This is a genomic window from Promicromonospora sp. CA-289599 (assembly GCF_050936155.1).
Taxonomy (GTDB): Bacteria; Actinomycetota; Actinomycetes; order Actinomycetales; family Cellulomonadaceae; genus Promicromonospora.
The window spans coordinates 6,170,848-6,185,842 of record NZ_JBNJNI010000001.1; the positions used below are offsets into that span (position 1 = coordinate 6,170,848).

The window sequence follows — 14,995 nt, forward strand, 5'->3', positions numbered from 1 at the left end:
AGGGTGAGCCGGGCGGTGGGGAAGGAAAGAAATGAGTTCCCCATCACGCACCTGTCTCGAATGCGGAGGCCCGGGGGGCGGTCGCGACGGCGGGTTCGAGGGTGCGCAGCGCGTCCAGGCCGGCCATCGCGGAATCAGGCGTGGGATCACTGATGTCCCCCGCGATCCGGCCATCAGCGATCAACACCGCACGATCCGCATACGCGGCCGCCGACGGGTCGTGCGTGACCATGATGATCGTGCGACCCAGCTCCCGCACCGAACGACGCAGGAACGAGAGCACCTCAGCCCCCGACCGCGAGTCCAGGTTCCCCGTCGGCTCGTCCGCGAACACCACATCCGGCTGCGCGATCAACGCACGCGCGATCGCGACACGCTGCTGCTGCCCACCAGAGAGCTCACCCGGACGATGCGTCAGCCGCCCCCGCAACCCCAGGGTCTCCACCAGGGTGTCGAACCAGGCCCGGTCCACGCTCCCGCCCGCCAGCTCCACCGGCAGCGTGATGTTCTGCTCCGCCGTGAACATCGGCAACAGGTTGAACTGCTGGAACACGAACCCGACCCGGTCCCGACGCAACCGCGTCAACGCCTTGTCGTTCAGGCCCGTGATCTCCGTGTCACCCAGGAACGCCTGCCCGCTCGTCGCGGAGTCCAGACCCGCCAGCAGATGCATCAACGTCGACTTCCCCGAGCCCGACGGGCCCATGATCGCCGTGAACCGGCCCTGCTCGAAGTCGACGTCCACCCCGTCCAGGGCCCGCACGGTCGCCTCGCCCTTCCCATAGGTCTTGGTCAGTGAGCGTGCGCGCACAGCGGGTGAGGCCCCGGACGCATTAACGGTGAAGTCCATGGAGGAGACGCTACGGAGACACGCCCTCGGACCACATCCGGCCCTGGTCTGGTCCTGCCGCGGCGGTGGTCATACCCAGGTCGTACGCACGGCGCCCGTGGCAGGGTCCGGTCGCTCGACGGCGACCTCGATCGTCTCGAGGTAGGCCAGGTCGCCACCGGGTCCCGCAGCGTCAGCGATGCCGCCACAGCGAAAAAGATTGGCCCGGAACACGTCCGTCCCGATACTTGTGCGATGCCCCTCGCGCCGCTCCCCTCGTCCGTCCGTCAGCGGGCCCTCGACTGGTACGGCGACCGGGGCCGTACCTGGGTCGACGCGCTCCCCGCGACGGTCAGTGGCCTCGCCGAGGCGTGGGACCTGCACCCCGCCGGAGCTCCGTTCACCGGCGGCACCACCGCCTACGTGCTGCCCCTCGACCGGGCCGACGGCAGCCCCGCGGTGCTCAAGCTCGATCTGCAGGACGCGGAGAACCGGTCCGAGCCGACCGCCCTGCGCGCCTACGACGGCGACGGCGCGGTGCGCCTCCTCGAGTACGACCCCGACTCCGGCGCGATGCTCCTCGAGAGCGCTCGACCCGGTACGGCGCTGCTCGCCCACCAGTTCCCAGGCCTGAGCGAGCACGACGCCGCCCGGGAGCGCTTCGCGATCGCCTGCGACCTGTTCCGCAGGCTCTGGCGCACCCCGGTCCCCGCCGTCGGCTACCCCGCGATCCCCCGGGCTGCCGATCTCCTCAAGGGCTGGGCCGAGTACTTCGACGAGGCCGCGGGCCGATCACCCGACATCGTCGAGGAGCTCGCGCTCGGTGTGCGCCTGTGCGGCGCGCTGGCCGATACCGACGAGGTCGGGATCGCCAACCGCGACAACCACCTGAGCAATGTCGTCTCGTCCGTCCGCGAGCCCTGGCTGCTGATCGACCCCAAGCCGGTGCTGGCCGAACGCGCCTTCGACGGCGGGTACTTCCTGTTCAAGCAACAGCTCCACGGACCCGTTCGCGGCACCGAGCTGCTGCACGCCGTGGCCGACGGGCTCGGCGCCGACCTCGAACGCGTCCGAGCCTGGGCCACGCTGCAGGCGGTCGCGCACATCGCCGACGCCGGGAGCGCCGCCGAACGCGAGGCCGGCAGCGGCGTCCTCCGCGCCATCCAGCGTGCCTGAGCCGGAACCTCCTCCGACACTGAGGTCGACACCTCCTGGTTCGGACTGATTCCGCAGGTCACGCAACCCATCTCCGGGGCTCGCGCGTCTGATGACCGTGGCGCCGCACAGGCGGCGCGCTCGACCCGGACGGGAGCAACCCGATGCGCAGACAAGCAGGTGCGGCAGCGGTCGCGATGGCGATCGCACTGGGCGGGGGGACGTGGGCGACCGCGGGCGTCCCGCAGGACACACCGGCACCACACCATGAGCAGGAGTCCCCGGCGGCCGCGACGCGGGGTCGTCCCGCGACCGTCACGCTGCTGACCGGCGACGTCGTCACGGTGCGGACCGCGCCGGACGGCTCGGTCACGGCGACAGCGCAGCCCGGCGCGGGCCGGGAGGGCATGGCCTTCTTCCAGCAGCGTGCGGGAGAGCATCTCTACGTCATCCCGCGCGACGTCGCGCAGCTCGTGCCAGGCCGCCTGGACCGCGCGCTGTTCGACGTCGCGGGCCTGGTCAAGGCCGGGTACGACGACGCGTCGCGCGACACGTTGCCCGTGATCGTCCAGGCCGCCTCGGCGGCCGGCTCCTCCGACGGCAGCGCCCGGTCGGCGGCGCCGACCGAGCAGGACTGGGCGGCGTCGGGCATCACGCCCGACCGGAGGCTGGAGTCGGTGGGCGCGGTGGCCGACGTCCTGCCGAAGGGCCGCGCGGCGAAGCTGCTCGACGCCCTCGCGCCGGCCGACACCGGCGCATCCGTCAAGAGGGCCGACAGCGGCAGCGTCGGGTACGTCTGGCTGGACCAGCCGGTCCGGGCCTCGGACGCCGACTCCAGCCCGCAGATCGGCGCCCCCGAGGCGTGGGAGGCCGGGTTCACGGGTGAGGGCGTCACGGTCGCCGTGCTCGACTCCGGCATCGACGCGACGCACCCCGACCTGGACGAGGTGGTGGTCGGCGAACGCGACTTCTCCGGCAAGGGCAACGTGGTCGACGGCGACGGCCACGGCACGCACGTCGCGTCGATCCTGGCCGGTTCGGGCGACGCGTCCGACGGCGTGAACAAGGGCGTCGCCCCGGACGCCGACCTGCTGGTCGGCAAGGTGCTGGACGACGACGGCTACGGCGAGCTGTCCGGCGTCATCGAGGGCATGGAGTGGGCGGCCGCGGAGGGCGCCGACGTCGTGAACCTGTCGCTGGGCAGCCTGTTCTTCGACGTCCCGTCCCCGGACGCCGTCGCGGTGGACGAGCTGACCGAGCAGTTCGGCACGCTGTTCGTCGTGGCCGCCGGCAACGACGGCGACCTGGGCGAGGGCACCGTCGGCTCGCCAGGCATCGCCGCGAAGGCCCTCACCGTGGGCGCCGTCGACGACGCGGACGAGGTCACCGTCTACTCCAGCCGTGGCGGCGCTGACGCCGGGCTGCTCAAGCCGGACGTCGTCGCCCCGGGCGACGGGATCGTCGCCGCGCGGGCCGCAGGCACGACGGCGGGCGACGTCGTCGACGACCTGCACGTCGCGCTGAGCGGCACGTCCATGGCCGCCCCACACGTGGCGGGCGCCGCCGCGATGCTCAAGCAGGCCCGGCCGGACCTCTCCGCCACGGCGCTCAAGTCCGCGCTGATGGGTTCGGCGGTGTCGACCGGCGCCGACGTCTGGACCGAGGGCGCCGGGCGGATCACCGTCCCGGGCGCCATCGCACAGCAGGTCACGGCCACGCCGTCGGTCTCGTTCGGCGCCTTCGCCTGGCCGCACGACGGCGAGACGGCCACCGAGACCGTGACCTACACGAACGCGGGGTCCGACGACGTCACGCTCACCGTCGCGAGCGACGTCACCGACTCGGCGGGCACCGACGTGACCGCCGCGCTCACCCTGTCGGCAGGCTCCGTGGTCGTGCCGGCGGGCGGGACCGCGACCGTCGACGTGACCGCTGCCGACGGCCCGGGCGCGATCGGCGCGATCGGCGGCACGCTCGTCGCCACCGGGTCGGACGGCACCACGGTACGCACGCCCGTCGGCTGGGCCAAGGAGCGCGAGTACGTGAACCTCACGGTGCGCGCCGTCGACCGGGCGGGCGAGCCCGTCACGGCCGACACCTGGGGCGCCGCGATCAAGCTGGACCCCGAGAACGGCGGCGTCTTCGGCACCAACCTCTTCTTCGAGGACGGCGTCGCCACGGCACGTGTCATCCCGGGCGTCTACAGCCCGATGGCCTTCGTCGAGACGCTGGACGAGGACGGCGCGGTCACCGACGCACTGTTCCTGTCGAGCGGTGAGGTCGACGCGACGGCCGACGCCGAGGTGCTCCTGGACGGCACGACGGCGCGGGAGGTCACCACATCGACGCACCGGCCGGCCGAGCTGGCGAGCCTGGGCCTCTCCGTGGAGACAGAGGACTCGGCGGAGCTCGCCACCGCGGGGGTCAACGTGATGTACGGGCCAGGGACTGACCTCGCCCTGACCCCGGTGCCCGCGGCGTCGCACGGCGACTACGACACCATCGTCCAGGCGACGCTGCTGCCGCCCACCACCGGGGCCGACAGCAAGGACAAGGCGGCTCCCTACCGCTACGACCTCGCCCACCACAGCGAGGGCGTCGAGGTGCCGGCACTGGTGGGCGACCGCAGCACCACGGTCGCCGTCGACACGAGCTACGGCGCCTCGGTCGGCGACACCCACCTCGCGCGGCGCCACTACTGGGAGCCAGGCACCATCATCGCCGGCGGAGCCGACGAAGCGGTCCCCGTCGGGACGCGGCGCACCGAGTACGTGACGGCCCTGCCGGGCAGGTGGTACCTCGGGTCCGAGATCCAGGAGGACGGCGTGGGCGTGGTGCTCACCGAGGCCGTGCGGCACGTCTGGAGCGAGCCGGGCCGCGCCCGGCAGGGGCTGGCGACGGGTGCGCTCGCGCCGTCGACCACGGCGATCACACCGGTCACGCAGGTGGGCGGGGACATCTGGCTCACGCCGTCGGGCCGGGCCGATGCCGACAACGGCGTCCTGTGGGGTTCCGACATCGTCGAACGCCTGCGTGTCTGGCAGGACGGCGAGCTGATCGACGACGTCCCCGAGCCCTACTCGTTCCCCACCGTGCCCGAGGGCGGGGCCGACTACCGGATGCTGCTGGAGAGCACGCCCGACGACCCCGCGTACCGGCTCGCCACCAGCGTGACCGGTGAGTGGGAGTTCCACGCGCGGCCCGACGACGCCGAGGAGGCCTACCCGCCGCTGCTCGACACCACGTGGGACGTGCGCGGGCTCGACCCGTCGGGCTCCGCACCGGCGACCACACGGGTGCGAGTCGGTGTGGGCTACCAGGACGGCGCGTACGACACGTCGACGGTCGAGGGCGCCCGCCTGTGGTGGTCGTCCGACGACGGCACCACCTGGCACCGGGCCAAGGTGACCCGGACCGGTGACGACACGTTCGTCGCGGCGGTCAGGGCACCGGCCGGCGCCGAGCACGTCTCGCTCAAGGTCAAGGCGTGGGACGCGGCGGGCGCGTCGGTGACCAAGACGGTCGTCAGGGCATACGCCGTCGACTGACACCCCCGTTGAGTGCTGGATATTCGCCCTGTCGTGAGCGATCACGGGGCGAATATCCAGCACTCAACGTTGGGAGCCTCAGCAGCTGCCCTGTCGCGCCGTCGACGTTGACCTCGCCGAAGTGCTGGAAGCCCTCCAGCGGCGAGGTGTTGGCGCGCGGCGGGGAGCTGACGAACTCCCAGAACGGGTCGAACCCCTCGAACGCGGCCCGCTCGGGCGCGTTAGGCGAACTGCCCGCGGTACTCGGCCAGGGTCTCGGCGACCTTGGCCTTCTCCGGGGTGACGACGTTGCGCCAGACCCACGGTGTCGCCGCTGTGCAGGAGGAAGCCGGTCGGCCCGTGTCCACACCACCGCGCCGGAAGACGTCCGGGTAGCCGCGGCCCGACCACCGGGTGAACCGGCAGTGGCACGGCGCGTCAGGACCCCGGTTTGACACACGAGTTCTCGGACCATGTACTCGTCGCCATGGATGACGCACACAGTCCCCGTGCCCACCGCCCGAGCCGGGTGCGCGAGGGCGGCGTCTGATGGACCAGGACACGTGGGTCAACATCGCGCTCGTGCTGCTGTTCATCCTGATCGGAGGCGTCTTCGCCGGCACGGAGCTTGCCCTGGTCTCCCTGCGCGGGAGCCAGATCAGTCGCCTGGAGGCCATGGGCGGGCGTGGTGCCCGGGTGGCCGCGGTCGCGAGGGACCCCAACCGGTTCCTCGCCGCCGTCCAGATCGGTGTGACGGTCGCGGGGTTCTTCTCCGCCGCATACGGTGCCTCGACGCTGGCACCGGACTTCGCACCCGTCCTCATGGGTCTCGGGATGCCCGACGACCTCGCGCAGACCCTCTCGCTGATCGTGCTGACACTGGTGATCGCCTACCTCTCGCTCGTGCTCGGCGAGCTGGTCCCGAAGAGGTTCGCGCTCCAACGCTCCCAGAGCATCGCGCTGGCCGTCGGGCCCCCGCTGGACCGGTTCGCGAGCCTGATGCGTCCGGTGGTGTGGCTGCTGTCGGTGTCCACCAACGCGGTGGTGCGGCTGCTCGGAGGTGACCCGCGGGCCACCTCCGAGGAGATGACCGAGGAGGAGCTGCGGGACGTCGTCGAGACCCACGAAGGGCTGCCCGAGGAGGAGCGCCGCATCCTGCGCGACGTCTTCGACGCCGCCGACCGGTCGGTCAGCGAGGTGATGCGCCCCCGCGGCGAGGTGGCCTTCATCGCCGGCGACATGCCGGTGTCCGAGGTGCTCGAGATCGTCCAGGCGAGCCCGTACTCGCGTTATCCGGTCATCGGCACGGATTTCGACGACGTCGTCGGCGTCCTGCATGTCAAGGACCTGTTCGGGGTTCCGGGCACGACGCCGGTGCGCGCGCTGATGCGCACCATGCTCTTCCTCCCGACCACCACGCAGCTGGTCCCAGCGCTGTCGCAGATGCGGCGCGAGAGGCGTCATCTGGCCGTGGTGGTGGACGAGTACGGCGGTACCTACGGGATCGTCACGCTCGAGGACCTCGTGGAGGAGATGGTCGGTGACATCCGCGACGAGCACGACACGCACGAGGTCGGGCAGCTCGCGTCGAACGACGGGATCACTCGTGTGGAAGCCGGCATCACCATCGAGGAGTTCGCCGAGCGGACCGGTGTCGAGCTGGCCGACGGGCCCTACGAGACCGTGGCGGGCTACGTCATCAGCCGCCTGGGCCGGGTCGCCGAGGTCGGCGACACCGTCGAGGTCGACGGGCTCGACCTGATCGTCACCGCGGTCCGGGGACGGCGCCTGACCCAGCTGGAGGTCGTCCGACGAGCTTGACGCACGTCGCCCGGCCGCCCCGGGCCGCGAGACGTCGGCAGAGGTTCCACCGAGGAATAGTGTTCGTGCGTGCACGTGCTCCTGGTGGAAGACGACGAGTCGCTGGCGATGTCGTTGCAACGTGGGCTGGTCCGGTACGGGTACGAGGTCGAGTGGGTGGCGAGCGGCGCCGCGGCGCTGCGGGCCGACCCGGGCGACGTCGTCCTGCTGGATCTCGGACTGCCGGACGCCGACGGGCTGGACGTGTGCAGGGAGCTGCGAGCACGCGGCGACGTTCCCGTCATCGTCATCAGCGCGCGCAGCGACGAGGTCGACCGGGTGGCGGGCCTGGAGCTCGGGGCTGACGACTACGTCTCCAAACCGTTCGGGGTGCGTGAGGTGATCGCCCGGATCAGGGCGGTGATGCGGCGGGTGAACCCCGGTGGGGGCGCGGCCGGCGTCGGCCACTACGGGCGGGTGACCATCGACCGCAGAGCGGCACGGGCGTTCCTCGACGGGATAGAGGTACCGCTGGCACGCAAGGAGTACGAGCTCCTCGCCTTCCTGACCGAGCAGCCGGGCGCCCTCCTGACCCGGGAACGGATCATGGAGGTGGTCTGGGACGTGAACTGGTTCGGTCCCACGAAGACCCTCGACGTGCACACCTCGGCGCTGCGGCGGAAGTTCGCGGGGGCGCTGACCATCGAGGCCGTACGCGGGGTCGGCTACCGCCTGGTCGTCGAGGGCGCCGAGCCATGACCCGGCGGCTGATCGTCAGCTACGTGATCCTGATCGCGATAGCGCTCCTGGCCTTCAAGCTGCCGGTCTCGGTCCCCGTCGGCAACCACCTGCGGGACGACACCGAGTCCGCCGTCCAGCGAGACGCCATGGCGATGGCGCTGCTGCTGGCGGACGGCGACCGGGACGCGCGCGACGCACTGGCCGAGACGGTGTCGGCGTACGAGCGGGACACACCCGGCGGCGTGGCCGTGCTCGATTCGTGGCACGGCCGCGACGCCACCGCCGAGTGGACCGACGTCGAGCTGGTCGTGACCGTCCCGGCGACACCGAACGGCGCCGTGCGGATCAGCTACCCGACCAGCGCGCTCGACGAACGGGTCCTGGACGTCTGGCAGCTGCGGGCCCTGCTCGCCGTCGGGATCCTCGCGGTGACGGCGCTGCTCGGGGCGCTGGCGGTGCGTCTGCTGACCAAGCCGCTGGGCGACCTGCAGACGATGGCCGGCAGGCTCAGCGACGGCGACCTCGCCGCCCGCACCGCCGTCGCGGGCCCACCGGAGACGCAGACGCTGGCGCTGGCCCTGAACTCCGCCGCCGAGCGCCTGGAGACCCTGGTCGCGGCCCAGCGGGTGTTCGTGGCCGACGCCTCCCACCAGCTCCGGACGCCGCTGACGGTGCTCCAGCTCTCGCTGGAGAACATCGTCGACGGCGTCGACGACGCGAGCGTCCGGGAGGACGTCGACCGGGCGAGCCGGGAGGTGACCCGGATCAACGGCCTGGTCAACGGGCTTCTCGTGCTGGCCCGGGCCGAGGCCCGGACCAGTGGCACACAACCGGTACCCCTGGCGGAGCTGGTCGAGCAGCGGCTCGACCTCTGGCACCTCGAGGGCGACGAACGCGACGTCGCGTTCCGGCTGACCGGAGCCTGGGCCGCCGGGCCGGTGGTCCTGGCGAGCCCCGGGCAGATCGAGCAGGTCCTGGACAACGTGCTCTCGAACGCGCTGAGCGTCTCGCCCGACGGGGCGACGATCACCCTCGACGTGCGGGTCGGTACCGACGACGTCGTGCTCGAGGTCCGCGACGAGGGTCCGGGCATGACCTCCGCCGAGAAGGCCCGCGCGTTCGACCGGTTCTGGCGCGGGCCGGGTCATACGGGCAGGTCCGGCTCCGGGCTCGGTCTGGCGATCGTCAGACAGCTCGTCGCCGACGCCGGTGGGGCCGTCGTGCTCGACGACGCCCCCACCGGCGGCCTGAACGTACGGATCAGCTGGCGGCAGGCAACAGCGACGAGTGGTGGCTGATGATCAGCCACTCGCCGTGCACCTTTTCGTACACGAAGGTGTAGCGCGCGTCCGCGAAGGTCTGCGTACCGTCGTCGGCGGTGAAGGTGAAGGTGTAGAGGCCGGTGTCGATCGCCGTGTTCTTGTCGAGCACCTCGATGACGGACTGGGTCCGCTCCCCGCTCGGGTTCTTGGCGAGGAAGTGCTCGAAGTAGTCCACGAGCCCGGCGCGGTCCGTCCGGACCACGGGCGAGAGCGTGGGCAGCAGCACCGCGTCGGGGGCGTAGAGGTCGGCCACCTTCTCCGGGTCGCCGGTCTCGACAGCGGCGTTCCACCGGTCGAAGAGCGCGTCGATCTCGGCCTTGGTCGGCGTGCCGTGGTGGGTCGCCACCTGCGCGTGGCCGGCGGTCTGCGCGGTCTGCGGCGCAGCGGCCACGGCGGTGGCTACGGCCGGTCCACCAAATGCGGCGGCGGCCAGCACGGCCCCCGCGCCGATGACCCAAAGCTTCTTCATGGATGTCTCCCTGGCATAACGGACGTACCGGAAGCCATCACTGTCGCAAGCCGTGGGTTAGCGGAGAGTGAGCGCCGATCAAGCCGGTGGACAGGGAACGAGAACCCGCGCGGCGCACCCGGCCGGGGCGGCTCCTACGGGTTGCCGCCCCAGCTCACGGGCCGGATGCTTGACCCGCCGACCGAAAGGGGTTACCCCGCCACATGTCCGCACCACCAGCCATCCGCCGCTGGGCCGTGGCAGCGCTCACCAGTGCGTGCGTCCTGGCCCTGGCGCTGACCGCGTGCGGCGCCCCCCGCACGATCGCAGGGGGCAGCGCCGACCGTGCGGGACTGTCCCACGATGCGCACGACGCTGTCCTCCGCGAGGGCGGCGACCTGCTGGTCTGGGCATGGGAGCCCACACTGGACAAGGTCGTCGAGGACTTCGAGGCGAAGTACCCCAACGTGAACGTCGAGATGGCGAACGTCGGCACGGGCAACGACCACTACGTCGCACTGCAGAACGCGATCAGCGCGGGCTCGGGCGTACCCGACGTCACGCAGATGGAGTACTACGCCCTGCCGCAGTTCTCCATCGCCGGCTCGCTGGCAGACCTGAGCGAGTTCGGTGCGGGTGACCTGAGCAGGTCCTTCTCGGCCGGTCCGTGGGGTGCCGTGACCGCTACCGGCAGTGCGACGGGCGACGAGGCCGTGTACGGCCTGCCGATGGACTCCGGCCCGATGGCCCTGTTCTACAACGCGCGGGTCTTCCAGGAGGCCGGCGTGACGGTGCCCACGACGTGGGAGGAGTTCGTCGCGGCCGCGGAGGCCATCCACGCGCACGACCCGGACGCGTACATCACGTCGGACAGCGGCGACGCGGGGTTCACGACGTCGATGATCTGGCAGGCCGGCGGCCACCCGTTCCAGGTGGACGGCACGAACGTCACGGTGGACCTCGCCGACGAGGGTAGCGCGCGGTTCGCGCGCATGTGGCAGCGGCTCATCGACCGTGGCCTGCTGGCCGACGTCCCCGCCTGGTCGGACGTCTGGTTCCAGGCCCTGGGCACCGGTGAGATCGCCGCGCTCGTGACGGGCGCCTGGATGCCCGCGAACCTCGCGACCGGTGCAGGCGCGGCGTCGGGCGACTGGCGCGTCGCGCGGATCCCCCAGTGGACCAAGGGGGCCTACCAGACCGCCGAGAACGGTGGCTCAGCGCTGGCGATCCCGGAAGGGAGCCAGAACAAGGAGCTGGCGTACGCCTTCCTCAAGTACGCGAACATCGGTGACGGCGTCACCACCCGCCTGGAGGCCGGCGCCTTCCCCGCCACCATGCGAGACCTGACCGATCCCGCCTTCCTCGCCGAGGAGCCGGAGTTCTTCGGTGGGCAGCAGATCAACAGGGTCCTCGCCGACTCGGCCGCCCACGTCGCGCCCGGGTGGCAGTACCTGCCCTATCAGGTGCACGCCAACAGCGTCTTCCCCGACACCGTCGGCCAGGCCTACACCGGCTCGCACACCCTCGCGGACGGGCACGAGGCCTGGCAGGAGTCGGTCATCCGTTACGGCAACGAGCAAGGGTTCAGCGTCACCGGCCCGGACGAATAGGTAGCCGCCCCCGACCCCGTCACGGACGCGTGCCACGCGCCTCGGCGAGGAGGCGCACCGCCTTGGGCCCGACGCCGTGGATGGGGAGGAGCACGTCGAGGTTCTCGGGGAGATCTTCCATCGTCCGGTATCCCTCGGCCAGCAGGGCACCCGTCGCCGGCCGCCCGATCTTCACGCCGTCGAACACGGGTCCCATGTCGGTCTGGTCCGGGTCCGCCTGATCCGTCATGAGCCCACGCTACTGCCCGTGACTCTCGCCGGCGGATGCACCCAGCGAGGTGATGAAGTGCTCGGCCGCGGCGTCGATCTCGGCGGTCGGAGTCAGTAGCCGCTGCAGCAGCAGTCCTCGCAGGCACGAGGTGGCGATGATGCTCTGCCGTTCTGCCTGGGTCGGCGTGGCGCCGTCGCGAAGGGCGGCCGCTCCGAGGATGCGCGCCAGGTCGTCGATGTCCGCGACGAACTCGTGGAACACGTCCTGCTCGTAGACGGCGAGTCCGACCAGGTGGAAGAAGGCGCGGATCCGGTCCTCGTGCGCCGGGTCCGAGTAGAAGCTCCAGATGGTCCTGCACAGGGCTTCGAACCCGAGCTCGTCGCCGGCCGCGGCGATGACGAGGTTGTCGCGGCGGCGCGCCTCCGACAGCACGGCACGCAGCAGACCTGGCCGCGAACCGAAATGATAGGTGAGCAGCGTGTGGTGCACACCGAGCCGCTCGGCGACCTGGCGCATCGAGAGGTTCGCACCCGGACCGTTCTCACCGAACTCGTCGAACAGCGCTTCCAGCAGCCGCTCCCGACCTTCTCCGACCGGCGATCTCACGGTACCTCCCGTTGACGAACTCACCACTGTTGAGTAGCGTACCGGACAGTGAATTCACCACTGTTGAGGACGGTGCGCCGGGCCGTGGAGAGGATCGTCCTCGTGGTGAGGGCCGGCGGCACCATGAGAGGAGAAGCTCGATGAGCGAGATACTGCACGGCTGCCTGCCGGACACGGAGTACTTCGAGGCCACCGCACGGTCGGGGCACAGCTACGGCGTCTGGGTGACCACACCGCCTGGCTATGCGGACTCCACAGATCCACTGCCGCTGATCTACGTGGTGGACGGCAACTGGACCGTTGGTCTCACCGCTCCCCTGATCGTCGCCCAGGCGGACCCGTTCCTGACGATCGGCCCCTACATCCAGGTCACCATCGGCTACGCCGGCGCGGAGGCAGCGGCCTGGGAGCATCTGCGCAACCGCGACCTGGTCCCGCCGGGGGAACCTGTCAGCGCGGAGATGGTGGCCACCGTCGAGTGGGCACGTGACACCGGGAAGATGACCACGGCGCAGATGGAGGCCTACCTCGCGGAGCTGTCGGACACGCACGCGGATGTCTTCCTCGACTTCCTCACCGCCGAGCTCCACCCCCGGCTGCGGTCGAAGCTGCGTGTCAGCGACTCCGGGCACGGCCTGTTCGGCTACTCCTACGGGGGCCTCTTCGCCCTCTACGCCTGGCTGCGGGAGGCGGCACCGTTCACGACCTTTGGCGCAGGCAGCCCCGGTGTGGTGAGTGCCGACAGCCGGATCTTCGACCTGGTCGAAGCCCTCCCCGAGCCGGGCGAGGACTCCGCTCCCCCGCGCCTGCACATCACGCTGAACGAGGCCGAAGCGCTCGGAGATATCCCGATCTACCGCGGAATGGCGCGCAACGTCCTCGCGGTACTGGACCAGCTGCACACCAAGGGCCGGTCGGAGCAGGTCTCGAACACGATGCTGCACGAGACACATGTCACGGGGCTTCAGGCATCGTTCCTCAGCTATCTGAAGGCGTGCCACGCGCGGTAGCCGGATCGTTCCGGTGTCGGGCCGGCCGCGCCGGTGACCTGCTGGGCGGCATCGCACCTGCTCCGTCTGGGCACAGTTGCCACGAATTCACCCTGCGATCCACGAGACCCACGCCACCGGCCCGGCGTAGCGTGGCGAGCTGTGGACGATGACGAGCTCGTGGCTGCCATGATGCAACCCCTGGAGATCGACTTCCAGGTCACCGACCATTTCGACGAGTGGGACACAGAGGGCATCGCGCAGTTCCGTCGCTGCGGACGCCGGGCGATCCGGAAGCTCGGCTACAAGGCGCACACGTTCCAGACCGACCCGGCGAAGCGTGACGACCGCCGCGTGATCGTGTACGCCATGATCACGAACCGCACCGAGGACGACGAGGCGCGCCTTGCCGAACGCAGCTGGTTCCTGATCCAGAACATGCCGTCCTCGTTCGAGGAACGGACGGACCCGTAGCGTCCCGGGCCACGCTCACGACGCCGGAGCGTACGACGGCGTCGTGAGCGCGACCGGGTCGGCTGTCTAGCTACCGACCGTCCATCGCTGGTTGGCCTGTCCGGCGCCGCAGGTCCAGAGCTGGACCTTCGTGCCGTTGCTGGTGCCGAAGCCCGAGGCGTCCAGGCACAGGCCGGACTCCACGCCGGTGATGGTGCCGTCGGCGTTGACGTTCCACTGCTGGTTGGCCTGTCCGTTGCAGTCCCAGATGACCACCTGGGTGCCGTTGCTGGTGCCGTGCCCGTAGGCGTCCAGGCACTTGTCGCCGTACACCTTGAGCTCCTTGCCGGCGGTGTCGGTCCACCGCTGGTTGGAGCCTCCCCAGCAGTCCCACAGCTGCACGTCGGTGCCGTTGGTGGTGCCGACCCCGGTGACCTCGAGGCAGCGGTCGGACTGCGCGCCCACGATCTCCGTGCCGCTCGGGGCGCCGATGCTGCCGGGTACTGCTCGCAGTGCGTCGTACCAGACTGCGGCCATCTTGTCGTAGCCTGCGGCGGTCGGGTGGACGCCGTCCTCCAGGTCGGCGGCCGTCAGGGCGCTGTGCATGTCGACCAGGTGCACCTTCTTGCCTGCGTTCACCTTGCTCTGCACGATGCCGGGGATCGCCGCGTTGAACCTGTTGACCGCCGCGTCCCCCTCGCTCCAGCCGAGCGGAATGATCTGCGCGACGAACACCTCGGCGTCCGGCGCCGTCGTGGTGATGCGGTCGATCAGCGCGGACAGCCGGTCCGGTGCGCCGGAGCTGTTGTCCTGGAGGACGTCGTTGGTACCGATGTGCAGCAGCACGGTCTGCGGCTGGTACGTGTTCAGCCAGCCGACGACGTTCGCGTCGATCTGGTCGATGCGCCACCCGGGGTGGCCTTCGTGATCGTGGTCGCCGAGACTCGCCGGTCCGTTGACCTGCGACCCGACGAAGTCCACGGTGTACCCGCCGTTGGCCAGGCGCTGCCAGAGGCCGATCCGGGACCCGCCCGGTGTCTGTGTGCCCTCGGTGATCGAGTCACCCAGCGGCATGACCCGCACCCCGCCGTTGGACTCCGCGCTGGCGGGTCCGGTCGGTGTCGTCACCATGGCCAGGACAACGCCCAGCGCCACGGCCGCTCCGAGCCACCTTGCTCTTGTTCGCATCATCTACTCCTCAGGCTCTGTTCGGGATTGGCTCTGTTCGGGATCGCAATGAGCTCAGTCGCGCCGCAGGGTCAGCAGACCCGGCCGGTAGGGCAGCGTGCCGTACTCCCCGCCGT

The 14,995-nt window shown here is 70.8% G+C and carries 14 protein-coding genes; 8 read left to right on the plus strand and 6 right to left on the minus strand.

Features of this window, described 5'->3' with window-relative positions; translation table 11 throughout:
- Nucleotides 1–43: 43 nt before the first annotated feature.
- Nucleotides 44–850 carry an ABC transporter ATP-binding protein gene (locus ACQEVI_RS27420; RefSeq protein WP_432905678.1) on the minus strand — a complete coding sequence of 269 codons (807 nt, stop codon included), beginning with the start codon at nucleotides 848–850 and terminating at the stop codon, nucleotides 44–46.
- A 234-nt stretch (nucleotides 851–1,084) separates the two neighbouring features.
- Between ACQEVI_RS27420 and ACQEVI_RS27425 the strand changes: the two genes are divergently transcribed.
- Together ACQEVI_RS27425 and ACQEVI_RS27430 are read left to right on the plus strand one after the other, a co-directional pair.
- A complete protein-coding gene (locus ACQEVI_RS27425) occupies nucleotides 1,085–2,005 on the plus strand; it encodes an aminoglycoside phosphotransferase family protein (protein ID WP_432905680.1) in 921 nt (306 codons plus the stop codon).
- 143 nt (nucleotides 2,006–2,148) lie between these two features.
- Entirely contained in the window at nucleotides 2,149–5,532 is a 3,384-nt protein-coding gene (locus ACQEVI_RS27430) for a S8 family serine peptidase (RefSeq protein WP_432905683.1), read from the plus strand.
- Between the two features lie 221 nt (nucleotides 5,533–5,753).
- Here ACQEVI_RS27430 and ACQEVI_RS27435 read toward each other — a convergent pair whose 3' ends face one another.
- A complete protein-coding gene (locus tag ACQEVI_RS27435) occupies nucleotides 5,754–5,969 on the minus strand; it encodes a hypothetical protein (protein ID WP_432905685.1) in 216 nt (71 codons plus the stop codon).
- 91 nt (nucleotides 5,970–6,060) lie between these two features.
- Here ACQEVI_RS27435 and ACQEVI_RS27440 point away from each other — a divergent pair, with 91 nt between their 5' ends.
- From ACQEVI_RS27440 to ACQEVI_RS27450, 3 genes are all read left to right on the plus strand, one after another.
- Entirely contained in the window at nucleotides 6,061–7,332 is a 1,272-nt protein-coding gene (locus ACQEVI_RS27440; protein ID WP_432905688.1) for a hemolysin family protein, read from the plus strand.
- A gap of 69 nt (nucleotides 7,333–7,401) precedes the next feature.
- Nucleotides 7,402–8,070, plus strand: coding sequence for a response regulator transcription factor (locus tag ACQEVI_RS27445; protein WP_432905691.1), 669 nt, complete (start codon nucleotides 7,402–7,404; stop codon nucleotides 8,068–8,070).
- Nucleotides 8,067–9,350 carry an ATP-binding protein gene (locus tag ACQEVI_RS27450; RefSeq protein ID WP_432905694.1) on the plus strand — a complete coding sequence of 428 codons (1,284 nt, stop codon included), beginning with the start codon at nucleotides 8,067–8,069 and terminating at the stop codon, nucleotides 9,348–9,350. The genes ACQEVI_RS27445 and ACQEVI_RS27450 overlap by 4 nt, the downstream gene beginning before the upstream one ends.
- Here ACQEVI_RS27450 and ACQEVI_RS27455 read toward each other — a convergent pair.
- A complete protein-coding gene (locus ACQEVI_RS27455; protein ID WP_432905697.1) occupies nucleotides 9,313–9,843 on the minus strand; it encodes an SgcJ/EcaC family oxidoreductase in 531 nt (176 codons plus the stop codon). The genes ACQEVI_RS27450 and ACQEVI_RS27455 overlap by 38 nt on opposite strands.
- A gap of 203 nt (nucleotides 9,844–10,046) precedes the next feature.
- Here ACQEVI_RS27455 and ACQEVI_RS27460 point away from each other — a divergent pair, with 203 nt between their 5' ends.
- Nucleotides 10,047–11,432 carry an ABC transporter substrate-binding protein gene (locus ACQEVI_RS27460; RefSeq protein WP_432905700.1) on the plus strand — a complete coding sequence of 462 codons (1,386 nt, stop codon included), beginning with the start codon at nucleotides 10,047–10,049 and terminating at the stop codon, nucleotides 11,430–11,432.
- A 19-nt stretch (nucleotides 11,433–11,451) separates the two neighbouring features.
- Here ACQEVI_RS27460 and ACQEVI_RS27465 read toward each other — a convergent pair whose 3' ends face one another.
- On the minus strand, nucleotides 11,452–11,661 hold the full coding sequence (locus ACQEVI_RS27465) for a helix-hairpin-helix domain-containing protein (RefSeq protein ID WP_432905703.1): 210 nt from the start codon (nucleotides 11,659–11,661) through the stop codon (nucleotides 11,452–11,454).
- A 9-nt stretch (nucleotides 11,662–11,670) separates the two neighbouring features.
- On the minus strand, nucleotides 11,671–12,249 hold the full coding sequence (locus tag ACQEVI_RS27470; protein ID WP_432905706.1) for a TetR/AcrR family transcriptional regulator: 579 nt from the start codon (nucleotides 12,247–12,249) through the stop codon (nucleotides 11,671–11,673).
- Nucleotides 12,250–12,389: 140 nt separating this feature from the next.
- Between ACQEVI_RS27470 and ACQEVI_RS27475 the strand changes: the two genes are divergently transcribed.
- The gene (locus ACQEVI_RS27475; protein ID WP_432905709.1) at nucleotides 12,390–13,259 is read left to right on the plus strand and encodes an alpha/beta hydrolase; all 870 of its coding nucleotides are present in this window, start codon (nucleotides 12,390–12,392) and stop codon (nucleotides 13,257–13,259) included.
- A gap of 141 nt (nucleotides 13,260–13,400) precedes the next feature.
- On the plus strand, nucleotides 13,401–13,712 hold the full coding sequence (locus ACQEVI_RS27480) for a hypothetical protein (RefSeq protein ID WP_432905712.1): 312 nt from the start codon (nucleotides 13,401–13,403) through the stop codon (nucleotides 13,710–13,712).
- Nucleotides 13,713–13,778: 66 nt separating this feature from the next.
- Here the strand turns inward: ACQEVI_RS27480 and ACQEVI_RS27485 are convergent, their stop codons facing one another.
- Nucleotides 13,779–14,879, minus strand: a complete 1,101-nt coding sequence (locus tag ACQEVI_RS27485) for a ricin-type beta-trefoil lectin domain protein (protein ID WP_432905715.1) — start codon at nucleotides 14,877–14,879, stop codon at nucleotides 13,779–13,781.
- Nucleotides 14,880–14,995 lie beyond the last annotated feature (116 nt).